The organism is Vibrio sp. 10N.261.54.E10 (assembly GCF_002877735.2).
Lineage (GTDB): Bacteria > Pseudomonadota > Gammaproteobacteria > Enterobacterales > Vibrionaceae > Vibrio > Vibrio crassostreae_C.
In genome coordinates this window covers 1854584-1870841 of the sequence record NZ_MCXE02000001.1, presented here as the reverse complement: position 1 = coordinate 1870841, position 16258 = coordinate 1854584, and the positions used below count along the sequence as shown (strand labels likewise).

Below are 16258 nucleotides of genomic sequence, written 5' to 3'. Positions count from 1 at the left end.
ATGTTTGGCATTTTTAATGCCTTATTCTTTGCTGAGGAGTCTAACAAGCTTACCCTTTAGGGTGATTGATCTTGATCACTTTATGAGTATATGTGAAAGAAAGCTACAAAACGCAGCGATTCATTAACTTCCCATTGATGAATCGTGTAATTAGTTTTCACAAATTGACGTTTACCTATCTTCTTCGAGCCTTTGTCGTCATGGCTCGAGTTCAATACTCAATTCTTACTGAGTTATTTCACTATTACTTGCTTCCCAACTGTTCCGAGTGAAATGCTTACAATGTAATAACCTTAAAATTACTGTGCCTTATAGTGTGTTGTGTATGGCTCTATGAGCGTTATATTTTTTGTCAGCGACATTTTCTAGCACACAAAATTTGTTTTGCTAGTAAGACATCGAGCTACGTAAATCTCATTTTGATTAACTTTATGTAAACAATGTAAGAGTGGTAATTACGACTTATTGATAGAACTCATTCATTAAATTGAGGGGAAAACGCTACCTTTTGCATAATAAGTCAGAGTGAATCGCTATTTATTCCAAATTCTTAGGTTAATAATTTGTTGCATGTTAATCCGTGTGGTGCTAGTTTGTATCGCATGAAAAGGTCGGAGTACCTTGCATTTTCACAAACTTGGGAGAGAAAGCGCATGAAAGATGTACCAGCGCTGGACATAAAGGATTTACACAAGACGTTTGGTCAAAATGAAGTTTTAAAGGGAATTTCACTTTCTGCGCATAAAGGCGATGTAGTATCGATTATCGGATCTTCAGGGTCGGGTAAAAGTACTTTCCTTAGATGTATCAATCTTTTAGAGACACCTACTGCTGGCGAGATTTGGGTTAACGGCGAATTAATTCAGATGAAAAACAACCGCCAAGGTGTTTCTGTGCCTGCTAACGAAAAACAAGTACAGCGAATCCGTTCTCGCCTAGCCATGGTTTTTCAGGGTTTTAACCTATGGTCTCACCTGACTGTCCTCGAAAATGTTATTGAAGCACCTGTTCATGTCTTAGGTGTACCTAAAGCTCAAGCGATTGAAAATGCAGAGCTACTGCTTAAAAAAGTAGGTTTGTATGAGCGCAAAGATTACTACCCAGGCCATTTGTCTGGCGGGCAACAACAACGTGCTGCGATTGCAAGAGCGTTAGCCGTTGATCCTGAAGTGATGTTATTCGATGAGCCAACATCGGCGCTTGACCCAGAGTTAGTAGGTGAAGTTCTTGGCGTAATGCGTGACTTAGCAGAAGAAGGAAGAACCATGCTTGTGGTAACACATGAAATGGCTTTTGCTCGTGATGTATCAAACCATGTGATGTTTCTCCATCAAGGTTTAGTGGAGGAACAGGGCGATCCAGCTAAACTGTTTACGGAACCTGAATCTGAACGATTACAAAAATTTATCTCTTCGATTTACTAATCAGAATTGAAATGCCGTCGCCAAGGTAAACAGCGGCGGTGTGAACAATGAAACACAACAAGTACAGTAATAACAAACACAATATTAAAAACTAGCAAAACATAAAAACCTAAATCACAGGAGTAGGGATATGAAAAAGTGGTTATTAGTCGCGGCACTTGCTGCAACTGCTGCAACGGGCGTAGCTCAAGCAAAAGAATGGAAAACAGTACGCTTCGGTATTGAAGGTGCTTATCCTCCATTTAGCTGGACAGAAGCTGATGGTTCACTGAAAGGCTTCGATGTTGATATGGCTAACGCGCTTTGTACTGAAATGCAGGTGCAGTGTAAGATCGTTGCACAAGATTGGGATGGTATTATTCCTTCTCTACTTGCTCGTAAATATGATGCGATCATCGCGGCAATGTCTATCACGGAAGAGCGTAAGAAAAAAATCGATTTCACTGGTAAATACGCACTTATCCCAAATAAGTTCATCGCTAAGAAAGGCGCAGGCCTTAACTTTGACGATCTAAGTGGTCAAAAAATTGCGGTTCAACGTGCAACAACCCACGATAAATACCTGACAGATAACTACGGTGACACAGTAGAAATCGTTCGTTACGGTTCATTCGATGAAGCTTACCTTGATCTAGCAAACGGCCGTGTTGCTGCTGTACTAGGTGATGCATCTGCTCTAGAAGAAGGTGTCCTAAACAAAGCTGGTGGTGAAGACTACGAGTTTGTAGGCCCATCACTAACGGATCCTAAGTGGTTCGGTGAAGGTTTTGGTATTGCTCTACGTAAGCAAGACAAAGATCTGACTAAGCAATTAGATGCGGCAATCCTTTCACTTCGTGAAAAAGGCATCTACCAAGATATCGCTGCTAAATACTTCAACTACGACGTATACGGTCAGTAATCTCTAGCGCCAATTCTTAAGGGAGAGGCTCTCCTCTCCCTGTCTTACCAACTTTTCGCAGTTCTGTTGGAATTCATTATGTTTGATTTACAAGGATATGAAGCTTCGATCCTGAAAGGGGCGGTGCTTACAATCGAAGTTGCCTTGCTGTCGCTAATTTTAGCTATGGTTCTTGGTATGCTAGGTGCCTTAGCAAAACTCGCGCCTTATCGTTGGGCTCGCGCTATCGCAACCCTCTATACAACCGTCATTCGAGGCATTCCCGATCTAGTCTTGATGATGCTGATTTTCTTTGGTGGACAAATCCTTCTAAACAACAGTTTGTATTCCATCAACGAGTGGCTCAACGAGTGGTTTGCATCCAGTGATCCTAACCACGAATGGACCGCTTACTTACCTGATTATATTGATGTCAGCCCATTTGTTGCTGGTGTCTTAACCATAGGCTTTATTTTCGGTGCCTATATGGCAGAAACGTTCCGTGGTGCCATCATGGCTGTCGACAGCGGTGAAATGGAAGCGGCAAAAGCTTATGGTATGAGCCCTGTAAAGGCGTTTCACCGCATACTGCTACCGCAGATGATTCGTCACGCATTACCGGGTTTTGGGAATAACTGGCTGGTATTACTTAAAACCACTGCGCTGGTTTCGATTATTGGCCTAGAAGACATGGTACGTGTTAGTGCACTGGCGGCGGGTTCAACCAAAATGCCATTCACTTTCTACATGACTGTGGCGATTATCTTCTTATTCTTCACCAGTGTTTCAACGGGCTTACTTAAGCTGGTTGAACGTAAATTCAGTATCCACGCGAGGTAGTTATGGACTTTTCATTGATAATTGAAAGCCTGCCGATTTACCTTGGTGGTTTATGGACAACGGCTTGGATGGTTTGCGTAGCTTTGATCATTGGCTTATGTGTAGCCATACCATTAGCTATCGCTCGTAACAGCCCAAATATGCTGATTAACGCTCCTGCTTGGTCATTCATCTATTTCTTCCGTGGTACGCCATTACTGGTTCAGCTGTACCTGATTTACTACGGTATGGACCAATTCTTCCCAGTGAAAGACACATTATGGGAAAACGCATGGTTCTGTGCTTTGGTGGCATTCATTCTTAACACGTCAGCTTATACCGCAGAGATCATTCGTGGTGCGATTAACGGCTTACCTAAAGGTGAAGTCGAAGCAGCAAAAGCTTACGGCATGAGTACACCGAAGACTTACCGTCGTATCATTTTACCAAGTGCTCTGCGTCGCGCATTGCCGGCTTACAGTAACGAAGTCATCTTCATGCTTCACGGCTCTGCGGTAGCGGGTATCGTAACCATTATGGACTTAACCGGTGCAGCACGTTTGGTTAACTCACGTTACTACGCTCCATTCGAGTCTTTCCTAACGGCAGGTCTGTTCTACATGGCGTTAACGTTCATCATCATCGCGATTTTCAAATTCGCAGAGAAACGTTTCCTTGCTTACCTAAGACCACTTAGCTAATTGCATTTTACATAGTTAACAAAACGGCGCTCATTGAGCGCCGTTTTTATTGAAAGTGTCTGTTTAACTCGTTACTTGAACGTCGACCAAATTGGCGCGTGATCAGACGGTTTTTCGATACCACGTAGCTCGTAATCGATGCCAGCTTCAGTACACTTATCAGCAAGCTTTTGAGTCGCTAGGACTACATCAATACGCAGGCCGCGGTTGTCTACGAAGCCTTTTGAGCGGTAATCAAACCACGAGTATTGATCATTCACTTCAGGGTGCAGCAAGCGGAAGCTGTCTACAAAGCCCCAGTCCATCAATGTTTTCAACCATTCTCGCTCTTCTGGTTGGAAAGAGCACTTACCTGTTTTCAACCAACGTTTCGCATTAGGTTCACCGATGCCGATGTCTGCGTCGATAGGGCTGATATTAATGTCGCCCATCACAATGACTTGTTCGTCTTTGTTGTGGTAGTCATTTAGGTAAGTCATCAAGTCTTTGTAGAACTGGCGTTTGTACGGGTATTTTGTTTCATGCTTGATGTTATCCCCTTGAGGGAAGTAGCCATTTAGCACGGTAACCTTTTCACCATTTTCATCTTCAAACGTCGCCATGATCATGCGCTTTTGATGGTCTTCATTATCTGTTGGGAAACCCTTCTGCACAGAAATAGGCTCTTGCTTACACAACATTGCCACACCGTAGTGGGCTTTTTGACCGTGGAAGTAAACCTTATAGCCCATTGCTTCAACATCAGCAATTGGGAAGGCTTCATCGTGCACTTTTATCTCTTGCAGACCAATCACGTCGGGTTGGTGTTTGTCGATAATAGCTTGCAGTTGGTGAAGGCGGGCTCTAAGACCGTTGATGTTGAAGCTAATTACTTTCATTTGTTTTTATACCTCTCGTAAACCTTTGTCACTGCTTGTTTTTAAAGGTTTTTGATTTGGTGGATTTCATGGTTCATCGTATTTAACCATGCTTAATAATTTCTGTCGCCACTTTGTAGAGACAAAATGGCGACATTAAATGATGTGAATACTTACAGTTACGTAGAATCTATTGAGTCTTAAGTAAATCCAAAAAGAACGCGTATTCAAGTGCGTCTTCTTTTAATCGTTTAAATCGGCCAGAAGCGCCACCGTGACCGGCTTCCATATCGGTTTTGAACAGCAATACGTTGTTGTCTGTTTTCATTTCACGCAGCTTCGCAACCCATTTCATTGGCTCAAAGTACTGCACCTGTGAGTCATGCAGGCCTGTCGTTACCAACATGTTCGGGTAGTTTTGTACCTTAATGTTGTCGTACGGTGAGTACCCCAGCATGTAATCGTAGTAGGCTTTATCGTTCGGGTTACCCCATTCGTCATACTCATTGGTGGTTAGAGGGATCGATTCATCGAGCATGGTTGTCACAATGTCTACAAACGGAACATGTGCACCAATACCACGGTACAGTTCTGGTGCTTGGTTGATGATTGCTCCCATCAATAGACCGCCAGCAGACCCCCCAACGGCGAACACTTTATCTTTCGCGCCGTAGCCTTCTTCAACAAGCTCTTTGGTTACATCAATAAAGTCGTTGAACGTGTTTTGTTTGGTCAGTTTTTTGCCATCTTCATACCAAGGGCGACCAAGCATTTCTGAACCGCGGACATGTGCGATGGCATAAACAAAACCTCTATCCAGTAGGCTTAGGCGAGTTGAGCTGAAGGTAGGTTCAATCGTAGAGCCGTAAGACCCATAGCCGTATTGGTAGATTGGGTTAGTGCCGTCTTTCTTAAATAAGTCTTTACGATAAACCAAAGAGACAGGAACTTGCTTACCATCGCGAGCCGTAATCATGATTCGCTCTGATTGGTAGTTATCCGCTTCGAAATCACCTAATACGGGTGTTTGCTTCATGAGTTCGGATTCACCTGTACTTAGGTCGAAATCATAGTAAGTACCTGGCGTGGTTAAGCTGCTGTAATAGATACGAACTTTTGCGTTATCTAATTCATAGTTACTCGTTAGGTAAGCGGCAAATGCGGTGTCGTTAAATTCAAGTGGAAACTCGTGGCCTGTTGAGAGTTGGCGAACTTTCACTGTAGACAAGCCATCCGCGCGTTGCTCGTAGACAAGATGGTCATCAAACAACTCGAAATCTACAAGCTGAGTATTATCGTCTGCTGGGATGACATCGACCCATTTTGAGCGATCATGCATCTCTTCGGTTGTGACTTTCATTAAACGGAAGTTGACCGCTTGGTAGTTGGTGTAGATGTAATACCAATCACCTAGCTTAGCGATGCTGTACTCTATGCCGGTCTCTTTTGGGTAGAAAGCCTCAGCTGTAGCCTTTGGGTTGTTGGCATCGATGACTGAGACACCGCTGGTTTCTGTGCTCGAATGCCAAATGTAGACCTGTTCTCCATCTTTGCTTTTACTCAAAGAGGTGTAGTAAGCGCTATCGGCTTCTTCGTAGATTAACTGATCGCTTGCCTGAGCTGTGCCTAACACGTGGCGGTAAACTTGATAACCCAGCAATGTTTGTGGATTTTTTTTGATGTAGTAGAAGGCTTGGTTGTCGTTTTGCCACGCGATAGCACTTGAAGCGTCTTCAATTTCATCTTTTAGGTATTCACCTGTTGTGAGGTCTTTGATCTTGATGGTGTAAATGCGGCGGCTTAGCGTATCTTCGCCATAGGCCAACAAGTTTTCGTCTGGGCTGATCGTTAAGCCACCAATACTGAAGAATTCATGCTCTTTTGCTAGCTCGTTTACATCTAAGATGACTTGCTTGTCTGTGCCTAAAAAGTTTTTTTCACGCAGGTGAACTGGATATTCGTTGTCGCCTGTCACCTTATTCGAGTAGTAGTAACTGCCTTTGCGAACCGGTACCGAATTGTCGTCTTTCGCGATTCGGCCTTTAATCTCTTCAAATAATTGTTTTTGTGCTGCTTCTGTATGTTTCAACACCGTATCTGCGTACTGATTCTCTTGCTCAAGTTGTTGCAATATCTCTGGATCTTGGCGTGCATCATCGCGCATCCAATAGTAATCATCGATTCGGGTTTCACCATGAATCGTCATTGCGTGAGGGACTTTCTTAGCAACGGGTGCTTGGGTTTGCTGAGCGACGAGCTGTGATTGAGAGTAGTGGTTCATGGTTGAGATTCCTTGATTGCTGCATCCGGCGACAAGCGCTATTGATACGGCTAATGTGGTTAAAGCGATACGCATCTGTATATCCTTAGTGTGTACCTTACTCGTTTTAATGCCAGCATCCTTTGTTGTGAGAGTTCAGGTACGTTGGTGTTCTTCCAGTGATATTATTTATAATTGGATTCTGGATATGCACCTTCATCGTAAGTGTCTGTTATTGTTTTCAAAAAATCAAAGCAATGTTAAATGAAATTACTGATACGTGAGAGTGGAAGGAATAAATGTGCAACAAAAAGGGACACACTTTTCAGTATGTCCCTTTCCTTTGTTTAGCAAGATTCGAGTTTTACGTTAAATAGCCAATGGCATTTCGTTTGAGTGGTCAGGTTTACGATTAACCCAACGTAAACCAAGCATAGCGATGAATGACATAGCAATCATCAGGCAACCGAGTGGCAGTTGGTCTTGAGCTGGGAAGAACGATGCCAATAGTGTTGCGATGCCAGCACCTAGGTTTTGCATACCACCTAAAATCGCACCTCCAGTACCAGCGTGGTACGGGAATGGCGAAAGTGCCCCTGTTGTTGCTGCTGGGAATAATATGCCAGCGCCCAAGAAGTAAATTGTGGCACCGCCAATCAAAGTTAATGCTGTTGTTTGACCAAACAGACCCGGTATCAATACCACTGTTGAGCCTACCAATATCGCAACCAGACCAACATTCAATGCACGGTGCTCAGAGCGACGTTGTGCGATGTAACTAGATAAGCCTGCACCGACTAAGTAACCTGGAATAGGCAAGACAAACAGCAAGCTTACTGTGGTTGCCGGTAAGCCAAGTACGCCACCAAGCAACACACCTGCCGCTGCTTCAAATACGGCTACACCAGCAAAGGTTGCGACTAATACCAATAAGAAACCTTGGAAACGTTTATCAGACAGAACGAACTTGTAGCTGTTGGCAACCGATTCATGCTTGCGTCGTTCTTTCGGCAGTGTTTCCATCATGCTCGTCATCATAGTGATCACAACAGCAATACCAAACAGCGCAAGGAATAAGTAGCTAGAACGCCAGCCGAAAACTTCTGTTAGGTAACCACCCAGTACAGGAGCCATCAATGGTGAGAAAATCACACACATGCTAATCAAGCTGTTTGCACGGTGCAGCTCTGCGCCTTCAAAACAGTCGCGAGTCAATGTACGAGACATCGCACCACCACAACCGATGCCCAAACCTTGGATAAAGCTGCCCGCTAAGAACCATTCATATTCGTGAGCGAACAATGCTACCAAAGTACCGATGATGTAGATGATCAAACCAATCACGATGATCGGTTTACGACCTAGGCGATCTGAAAGTGGGCCGTAAACAAATTGCGACAGACCATAAGGGATCAAGTAACACGCCATCACTGCCTGCAGTGAAGATGCCGAAACTAAGAACTCACCTGCCATATGACCGATAGAAGGCACGTACATCGTTTGAGTCATTTGACCTACGGCAGTCAGAATAGCGATTAAAAAGGTAAGTTTCGCTAATGGAAACGAGGCGGACATTTGCGTATCTCTCCAAAAATTAAGACGTAAAAAGCCTTAGCGCTCCATTAAAGGAGAGCCAAATGAATAAAGTGTTCAGGGAATCTAGGCGCGAGATATTAGATCTTGATTGCGGGCTTAGCAATCAAAAAGTGTGAAGTTGAGCAAGATAAAAATCTATAACTTGGATTATAAAAACTAATCCGAAGTTACTGCATTTTAAAGAGGGAGAGGGTGGAGTGGGCTTCCTTTAAATATCGATGTTCTGGCTATGTCCAAAGCGCTAAAACCTAAGCAACACAGCTAATGATTATATGAGTACATCATTTGAAATCACAGAAAAAAGGAAGAAAACACGCTCTATTAACATTTGTATAAACTTTCGTTTTATATGTAAGCAATTTGTGCTGTAATTATCCGCTAAGCTATTCGTCTAACTCATTTACATTGTGTACAGCAATTCGTTGTCGATGTGATAGTTATGGTTATGGAAGTCTTTTGGCTTAAATAAGGATATTAAATGCGCTCTCTATCGGTACAGTGGAAAATAACCCTCTTAGCAGGTTGTTGTTTAATCATTACGTCACTGTCTCTTATTGGTTTCTCGATCTACAACGCGACGAGTAATCAACAAGTCATCAAATCTCAAAGTTCAGAATCAGTTATCAATAAAACTCAGCAGTTGCTGGCGTCTGTTTCTCAGCTAAACGCTCAAGAAACTCAACGTTATGTAGACGAAGCTATTTACCGCGCAGAGATGCTTGCGGCCAGTGCTCAGTTTCTAAAAAACAATGCAGACGAAAACTTTACACCAAGTGAAGAGCTTCGTACCGCCTTGGATGAAATGGTTCGTCGCTCGGTTTTAAACTTCGACTCTATTCAAGGAGCGTATCTAGTTTTCAAGCCTGACTTGCTCGATAGTGAAGATGCGAATTATGTCGATGCTGATTATGTTGGTTCTAACGAAAAAGGTCGTTTTGCTCCTTACTGGAAGGTGGCAGATAACGGTGAAAATGTTCTAGCGAACGTTCTTTCAGAATCTATCTTGAATGATGACAGCAATAGCGAACGTTTTTACTGTCCTTTGTCTTCAGGGCAAACGTGTATTAGTACGCCGAGAGTCGTGAACAGCGGTGGTGTAGCACTACTTACGTCCTCTATTTCAGTCCCTATTTTGGTTGACGACGTTGCTATTGGTTTTCTTGGTATTGATCTAAGACTTGATGGTTTAACCAGTGTGATTACTCAATCTGACCAGAGCTTGTTTAACGGTGCGGGTAAAGCTTACGTGGTTAGTCTAGATGGTTCGGTCATCGCTTCTGATGATTCAAGCATTGCAGTCGGTTCAACTTTCCAAAGTGGCAGTACAAACAGTGATTTAATGACCGACTTTATCTTTGGTGGTGAAGTGACAACGCAATGGAGCGAGAACGGTGAGTGGTTACTTGCCTTTGCACCTGTTGTTGCAGCTAACCAAACTTGGGGGGTGTTGTTTGAGATCCCAAGAGACAGTGTCGTCGCTGACGCAAATAAATTGGATTCCATCATTAGCACTAAGCTAAGTGAAGGCATCAAAACAGAAGTGATCGCCGGTACAGTGTTTATTATCTTTGGCTTAGCCATTATCGCGTTTGCCTCGTTGTCTATTGTGAAGCCGATTCGTCAGGTTGTGGAAAGGTTGAATGACATCGCTTCAGGTGAAGGTGATTTGACGCAGCGCTTGGAAGTGAAGTCTCAAGATGAAATCGGTCAGTTGTCAAAAGGATTTAACCTGTTCCTAGATAAGCTGCAACACACAATCAAAGAAGTCATTCACACCACAGAACAAGTGGCAAATACTACCAGCCAAGCGAAAGCATCAGCATCAAGTACTCGTGAAAGCAGCGAGTCTCAATTTAAAGAAGTGGATCTAGTCGCGACAGCGGCCGAAGAGATGACTCAAACTGCGGGCTTAGTGGTACAAAATGCAGAAGTGGCCGTTGATGCAGCGTGCGAAGCGAATCGTTCTGCTCAACAAGGGCAACAAGTCATCGAACTTTCAGCAGGTGAAATGAGAAAGCTGGTGGAGCGTATGTCGAGTGCTGTTCCTATTGTTGAAGAATTGGCAAAAAATAACGGAAACATCACCGAGATCTTAAGTGTGATTGAAGGGATCTCTGAGCAAACTAACTTACTGGCATTGAACGCGGCGATTGAAGCGGCTCGTGCTGGCGAACAAGGTCGAGGTTTTGCTGTTGTTGCGGATGAGGTAAGAAACCTCGCAAGTCGCACCCAGTCATCGGTTGGTGAGATCAGAGCGGTGATCGACAAGGTTCATGCTGGAACTCAAAATGTCGTTGAAGCAATACAAGAAGGCAATATCCTAGCTAACGATACAGCACTACACGTTCAGAAAGCAGTTGAAGATCTGGGGTCGATCTTTACTTCTATTGAGGCGATCAGTGATATGAACAGTCAGATCGTTCGAGCAGCCGAAGAGCAACAATCGGTTTCCGGTGAAGTAAATCAAAGCGTGGTTAATATTCGCGATTTGAGTGCGAAGATCTTGGAGCAAGCCGCGGCTTCTGAGCAAGTCGGCAATGAAATTGACCAACTGTCTCAACAACAAAAGAAGTTGGTCAATCAGTTCAAGGTATAAGCATTAAGCCTTAACCAGTTCTTGAATAGAAAAAGGGACAAATGAAGATTTCATTTGTCCCTTTTTTAATTGTTTATTTAGAGGCTATGCAATAACCAGCGGTTGACGCTGCTTACTCTTCGATAAACCAGTAGCCTTTGTTGACCAATTCAGTCGCGACAGTTATGCCCGAAGGAGATAGGGCAGTAGCCGAGGTAATCATGGTCTCATCGCAAAGTATGTTGAGTAACGAAGAATCCGCTTTATCAACCTTAACCACTTCGCCATTGATGTAAGCAGTGTTGCTTTCATTTTCGTGGTAGAGCGCCTTTAAGCCTGATACTCGGTGAATCTCACCTTCAGACTCTAAGTGTTGAGCGATCTCTTCTTGAGTCCATAGTGGCTCTGGAGCAACGATATCAAGCTGGTGGCGTGATTGGCTTAGCAGACAACCCATGAATTCACTGATGGTTTCAGGTTGCTCTAGTGCAGATTTCAACATGTCTGTGAGATTGCTTAAATCCGATGAACGAATTTTTCCGTAGCCTTCTTGCATTTTGAATTCTGGATCGTGCAGGTGTACGTCACCCATATCATGAGCAAGCACAAAATCGGCAAAGTTGCTGATCAGTTCTTGTTCTTTAGGCGAGCGGTAGCCAATAGAGTAGCTCATTGACGGCTCTAACGTGCTCCCTTCATGTGGGAAACCTGGTGGGATATAAAGGATATCGCCCGGCTCTAAAGTTTCATCAATGATTGGGTCAAAACCTTCAATTTGACGAAGTGCAGACGCTTGAACAGTCTCTTTGTATTGGCCAACATCTTTAGCGCCAACCTTCCATTGACGTTTGCCTTGACCTTGAATGATGAAGACATCGTATTGATCAATATGTGGGCCTACGCCGCCTTCAGGTGCTGAGTAGCAGATCATGAGATCGTCGAATAACCAGTTTGGTAACGCTTGGAACGCCTCAGTCAGCTGATTTGCGCCTTGGTGCCAGTGGTTCGCTGCTTGAACGATCAGTTGCCAATGAGTTTCGGTTAATTCGCCAAACTTTTCTTCAGAGAATGGGCCGTGTTCTGCAGTCCACTGATTGTCGAGGTTAGAGACAAAGCGAGAATCCACTTCTTCTTCCATCGATAAACCAGCAAGTTCTTCCGGCGAAATTGGGTCGACGAAGTTTTGGAAGCCACCCTTTAAGATGGTTGGTTTTTTATGCCAGTAGTTTTCAAGAAACTCGGGCATAGAAAAGCTGAGTTGGTACATGTGAATCCTGTATATTTTTATGCTAGATGCTAGATGCTAGATGCTAGATGCTAGATGCTAGTTTGGCTTGTAAATCTTGCTGGACAATTTTGATTGCTTCTAACGCGACTTTTGGATCGATTTCGTTGCTTTCGAGCAGATAGATCAGGTCGACAGCTAACTTAACTTCTTCTGGTGCGTTATCCAGTGGTGATGGTGTGTTATCAGTGTTCATTTCGCTTAGGGTTCTCTAAGTTAATCAGTCTCTCAATATTTTTCATTGAGTCTTCACAGCGTTCTAATCGCTCTTTTGCTAACTGCCAAGCCTCTTCCGCTTTTTTCTTACTGTGGCGAGGCGCAGAATCAAACGTTAACTTTCGTACTCGTACTAAATCGACCAATCGCTTTTGCCAGTCTTGGTGCTGGGCGAGTTCGTTGTATAGGTCGTTCAGGGTTTTCCCTGACTTGCTTTTTCGGTCCAAGCGTAAATCGTGGTTGGCTAACTCTCTTTGGATTGCTGCAATCTGATTGGTCAGCTTTTCTGTCAGGTAGTTGGCTCTGGACGCGGTCAGTTGATTTGAGGTTTGTTCACGTACAATGGTGCGGTACGTTGCCTGAGTTTCAAGTGCATAGGGAAGCAAAACAGAGGCGCCGCATTTAAATAAGGCTCGGTCAAACAAGGCTTGATGATAAGCCCCTCGAGATTTGTCAACCTGCGAGCAATGGCCAATCAAGGTATCAATAACACTTTTTAGCTTTGAAAATTGATTCATTTCACTTCCCGTTGGCTACTGCCTATAAGTTCACAAACCAAGCTTCGTATGCCAGTTTAATTGCAAGTACGCTTACAACTGTAACAAACACAGGTCTTATAAATGTAGCACCGAACCGAATAGCAGAGTGAGCGCCAACAAATGCACCGGCCATCAAACAAAGGCCCATGGTTAAACCTAGAACCCAATCAATATGACCAAGAATCGCGAAGGTCACCAAAGAGGTAAAGTTACTGGTAAAGTTCATGGCTTTGGATAGACCAGAGGCAAGTAAGATGTTTAAGCGATAAAGCGCCATAGAGCTTACCGTCCAAAACGCGCCAGTTCCTGGGCCAGCAACCCCATCATAAAAGCCAAGAATGAATCCTTGGTACTTTTGTTTTCTCTTAAGCACAGGGCATGGCTTAGGAGACACATTATGGCTCACATCTGGAGTCTTATGAAAAATGGTATAGACCGCTGCGGCAAGAATGACTAACGGCAATACCTTCTCTAACCACTCGGTGCTAATGGCATCAACAGTGAGTGTGCCGATGGTCGCACCTATTAAAGTAGATATGAATGCATTGACCCAACACTCAGGCTTGAACAGCTTTTTACGGTAGTAAGTGAATGCAGCTGTAGATGAAGCGAAGGTTGCTGCAAGCTTGTTAGTACCCAATGCGATGTGTGGCGGTAAACCAAGTGACAGTAAAGCTGGAACGGTTAACATCCCTCCGCCACCTGCGACAGCATCAATAAAGCCTGCTGCAAATGCAACCAGAGCAAGTATGACCAACATGGTTGGCTCAATCATTTCCATAAATAGCTAGTGTTCTCGTTATCGGCTGATAGGGCAGCCACATGAAAAATCTATGGATTAGTCATGTTGGGTTGTGAATGCAAGGGCCTAGCGATGAAGGCCCATAACTACCTCAAGGGCAGGGGATATTAGTATTTTATTGTTCTTTTAAAAGGCGGTAGTGAATCGAGTAGGGACTTTCCGTATCGCTTCGTTACTATGCGTCTATCAAGGATCGTGACTTTACCAGAATCTCTTTCCTTACGCAGTAGTCTACCCACAGATTGAATAAGCTTTTTACTCGCATCTGGAACAGTAATCTGCATAAAAGGGTTACCACCGCGTGATTCAATATATTCTGAATGTGCTTGCTCTACGGGAGAGGTAGGAACACCAAAAGGAATCTTGGTAATAACGAGGTTTTCAAGAAGCTCACCCGGTAGATCAAGACCTTCAGAAAAGCTGCCAGTTCCAAAAAGAACGCTGGTTTTACCTTGGTCTATTAGCTTTTTATGTTTTTTTAGGATTTCAGTTCGTGAAGTATCGCCTTGAACCTGCAATGCCCACAACTTTTTAACGAAATCTGTTGCTAACGCTTCTGCAACTTTGTTCATTTGCCAGTAAGAAGAGAATAGAACGAGATTGGCTTTTTTGTCTTCTATTATCTTAGGCAAAATTTCAATAAGATATTCGGTAAACTGAGGTGCTTGTGGTTCGTACTTCATTGCCGGCACGATCAGCTCTGCTTGATTCTGGTAATCAAACGGTGATGCCAAAGCCAAAAATTGTACGCCATCTTCTGCTTTTTGGCTGATACCTGCTTGATGACAGAAAAAGCTGAAAGAGTTGAGCGCCCTCATGGTCGCAGATACTAATACGGCACCCACACAGCGGCTCCAGATTTGCTGATCCAGTTGCCAACCCACCTCTAGTGGCGAAACATTAACAACGAAATCGCCTTCACTTTCTTTATTCAGTTCGAGCCAACGAGCCAAAGGAGCGCCTTTTTCTCTCTTCGGTTCAGCCATTAAGCGCCAAACTTGAGCAAGGTTCTCTGTTCTTTGTATATAGAAGCCAATTTCTGCCAGTGCCGGCTCTGCAAGTTTTGCTGAAAGCTCGCCGTCTTTAACTCGTTCTGCAATTAGGTCTGCAATCTTCGCAACGGCTTGGCTCGCCTTTTGCGTGAGCTGCTTGAGATCTTTAGATTCATTCTCAAGCCACTCTGGTAAGTCGCCATGTTCGAAGCGATACAAGCCGTCTTCAAAGTGGTTAGCGTCAAACTGTTTACTCATTTGAGTCAGGGTAGGGATCAGCTGTTGCACTGAGTCTTGCAGTTCATTTCGAAACCGGTGGACACGTTTCTCGTCAGCGAGGCCTGAAAGCTTAGTGATGGATTGGTTTAAACGCTCTAACCATGAAGCGGCACCCTTTAGACTTGCCGCCGCAGAAGAGTGATCTCTGGCTACATGCGGTAAATGGTGAGCTTCATCGAATATATAGATGCTATTTTCTGGCTCAGGCAGTATCACACCGCCGCCTAAGTCAGCATCTGCCATCACTAAACTGTGATTGGCGATAATCACGTCTGCTTTATCTAGCTCTGAGCGCGCTTTTTGGAAAGGGCAGTCTCTATGAGTAGGCATACTGTTATTACAGCTGTGCTTATCACTAACAATCATCTGCCAAATCATGTTGTCGATGGGTTTTGGCCACGAATCGCGGTCACCATCCCATTTACCTTGGGTTAGGCTTCGATACATGGTTTGAAGTTGCTCGATATCTTTCTTCTTTGGCTTAGATTCGAACATGGCTATTTGTCCGCCATCAACCCCGCAGGCAGCGGCTAGCTTTTCGGAGCAACAATAACGCTGTCTACCCTTCGCTAATATGAAAGAAAACTCTCGATCAGTCAGTCTTCTATATAGAGGGAGATCCTTATTGACGAGCTGTTCTTGTAGCGCAACCGTCGCCGTCGATATGACTATTTTTCGATTATTGAGCACAGCGACAGGAATAGTAGCCATTAAATAAGCCAGTGATTTCCCGATCCCGGTTCCCGCTTCTGCAACAATCATGCGATTACTTTTGTGGTATTGACCACAAAGTGTCTTCGCTATTTCTGCAACAAGGTAATTTTGAGCACGTCGAGGTACAAAGTTGTCCAACTGATCTTGGAGGTTTTGATAACTGGTGCGAATAGATTTTTGAATTTTAGTAGTTAGCATACTGTGACCTACGTAACGGAGCGAGGATAGTAGCACATATCACTAGTCGGTACATTTACGGTGAAATAGCTTGCTTTTGAATCAAAGGTAGATCTTGTTCACAAAAAAAAACTGAACCATC

General features: G+C 43.9%; 13 protein-coding genes. 5 read left to right on the top strand and 8 right to left on the bottom strand.

The window, feature by feature from the left end:
• Positions 1 to 653 precede the first annotated feature (653 nt).
• The 4 genes from BCU07_RS08125 to BCU07_RS08110 all read left to right on the top strand — a co-directional run bounded on the left by BCU07_RS08125 (position 654) and on the right by BCU07_RS08110 (position 3824).
• Complete coding sequence (locus BCU07_RS08125; RefSeq protein ID WP_102427863.1) at positions 654 to 1424, top strand: ABC transporter ATP-binding protein; 771 nt, start codon at positions 654 to 656, stop codon at positions 1422 to 1424.
• Between the two features lie 130 nt (positions 1425 to 1554).
• Positions 1555 to 2325: an ABC transporter substrate-binding protein gene (locus tag BCU07_RS08120; protein ID WP_010437364.1), complete on the top strand. Its 771-nt coding sequence runs from the start codon at positions 1555 to 1557 to the stop codon at positions 2323 to 2325.
• Positions 2326 to 2403: 78 nt separating this feature from the next.
• Positions 2404 to 3144 carry an ABC transporter permease gene (locus tag BCU07_RS08115; RefSeq protein ID WP_017062124.1) on the top strand — a complete coding sequence of 247 codons (741 nt, stop codon included), beginning with the start codon at positions 2404 to 2406 and terminating at the stop codon, positions 3142 to 3144.
• A gap of 2 nt (positions 3145 to 3146) precedes the next feature.
• Positions 3147 to 3824, top strand: coding sequence for an ABC transporter permease (locus tag BCU07_RS08110; RefSeq protein WP_102427862.1), 678 nt, complete (start codon positions 3147 to 3149; stop codon positions 3822 to 3824).
• Between the two features lie 71 nt (positions 3825 to 3895).
• Here BCU07_RS08110 and xthA read toward each other — a convergent pair whose 3' ends face one another.
• The 3 genes from xthA to emrD all read right to left on the bottom strand — a co-directional run bounded on the left by xthA (position 3896) and on the right by emrD (position 8516).
• Complete coding sequence (xthA, locus tag BCU07_RS08105) at positions 3896 to 4702, bottom strand: exodeoxyribonuclease III (protein WP_010437369.1); 807 nt, start codon at positions 4700 to 4702, stop codon at positions 3896 to 3898.
• A gap of 169 nt (positions 4703 to 4871) precedes the next feature.
• A complete protein-coding gene (locus tag BCU07_RS08100; protein WP_198599041.1) occupies positions 4872 to 6962 on the bottom strand; it encodes a S9 family peptidase in 2091 nt (696 codons plus the stop codon).
• A gap of 348 nt (positions 6963 to 7310) precedes the next feature.
• Positions 7311 to 8516 carry a multidrug efflux MFS transporter EmrD gene (gene emrD / locus BCU07_RS08095; protein ID WP_102427860.1) on the bottom strand — a complete coding sequence of 402 codons (1206 nt, stop codon included), beginning with the start codon at positions 8514 to 8516 and terminating at the stop codon, positions 7311 to 7313.
• Positions 8517 to 9015: 499 nt separating this feature from the next.
• Here emrD and BCU07_RS08090 point away from each other — a divergent pair, with 499 nt between their 5' ends.
• Complete coding sequence (locus BCU07_RS08090) at positions 9016 to 11133, top strand: methyl-accepting chemotaxis protein (protein WP_102427859.1); 2118 nt, start codon at positions 9016 to 9018, stop codon at positions 11131 to 11133.
• A 112-nt stretch (positions 11134 to 11245) separates the two neighbouring features.
• On the opposite strand, the gene BCU07_RS08085 is transcribed toward BCU07_RS08090, so the two are convergent.
• The 5 genes from BCU07_RS08085 to dinG form a co-directional block, all read right to left on the bottom strand.
• Complete coding sequence (locus BCU07_RS08085; protein ID WP_102427858.1) at positions 11246 to 12379, bottom strand: cupin domain-containing protein; 1134 nt, start codon at positions 12377 to 12379, stop codon at positions 11246 to 11248.
• Between the two features lie 43 nt (positions 12380 to 12422).
• Positions 12423 to 12593, bottom strand: a complete 171-nt coding sequence (gene rsmS / locus BCU07_RS08080; protein WP_017055021.1) for a pleiotropic regulatory protein RsmS — start codon at positions 12591 to 12593, stop codon at positions 12423 to 12425.
• Positions 12583 to 13131, bottom strand: a complete 549-nt coding sequence (locus BCU07_RS08075; RefSeq protein ID WP_017062115.1) for a primosomal replication protein — start codon at positions 13129 to 13131, stop codon at positions 12583 to 12585. The genes rsmS and BCU07_RS08075 overlap by 11 nt, the downstream gene beginning before the upstream one ends.
• A gap of 22 nt (positions 13132 to 13153) precedes the next feature.
• Entirely contained in the window at positions 13154 to 13933 is a 780-nt protein-coding gene (locus BCU07_RS08070; protein ID WP_017062114.1) for a sulfite exporter TauE/SafE family protein, read from the bottom strand.
• A gap of 128 nt (positions 13934 to 14061) precedes the next feature.
• Positions 14062 to 16137, bottom strand: a complete 2076-nt coding sequence (gene dinG / locus BCU07_RS08065) for an ATP-dependent DNA helicase DinG (RefSeq protein WP_102427857.1) — start codon at positions 16135 to 16137, stop codon at positions 14062 to 14064.
• Between the last annotated feature and the right edge of the window lie 121 nt (positions 16138 to 16258).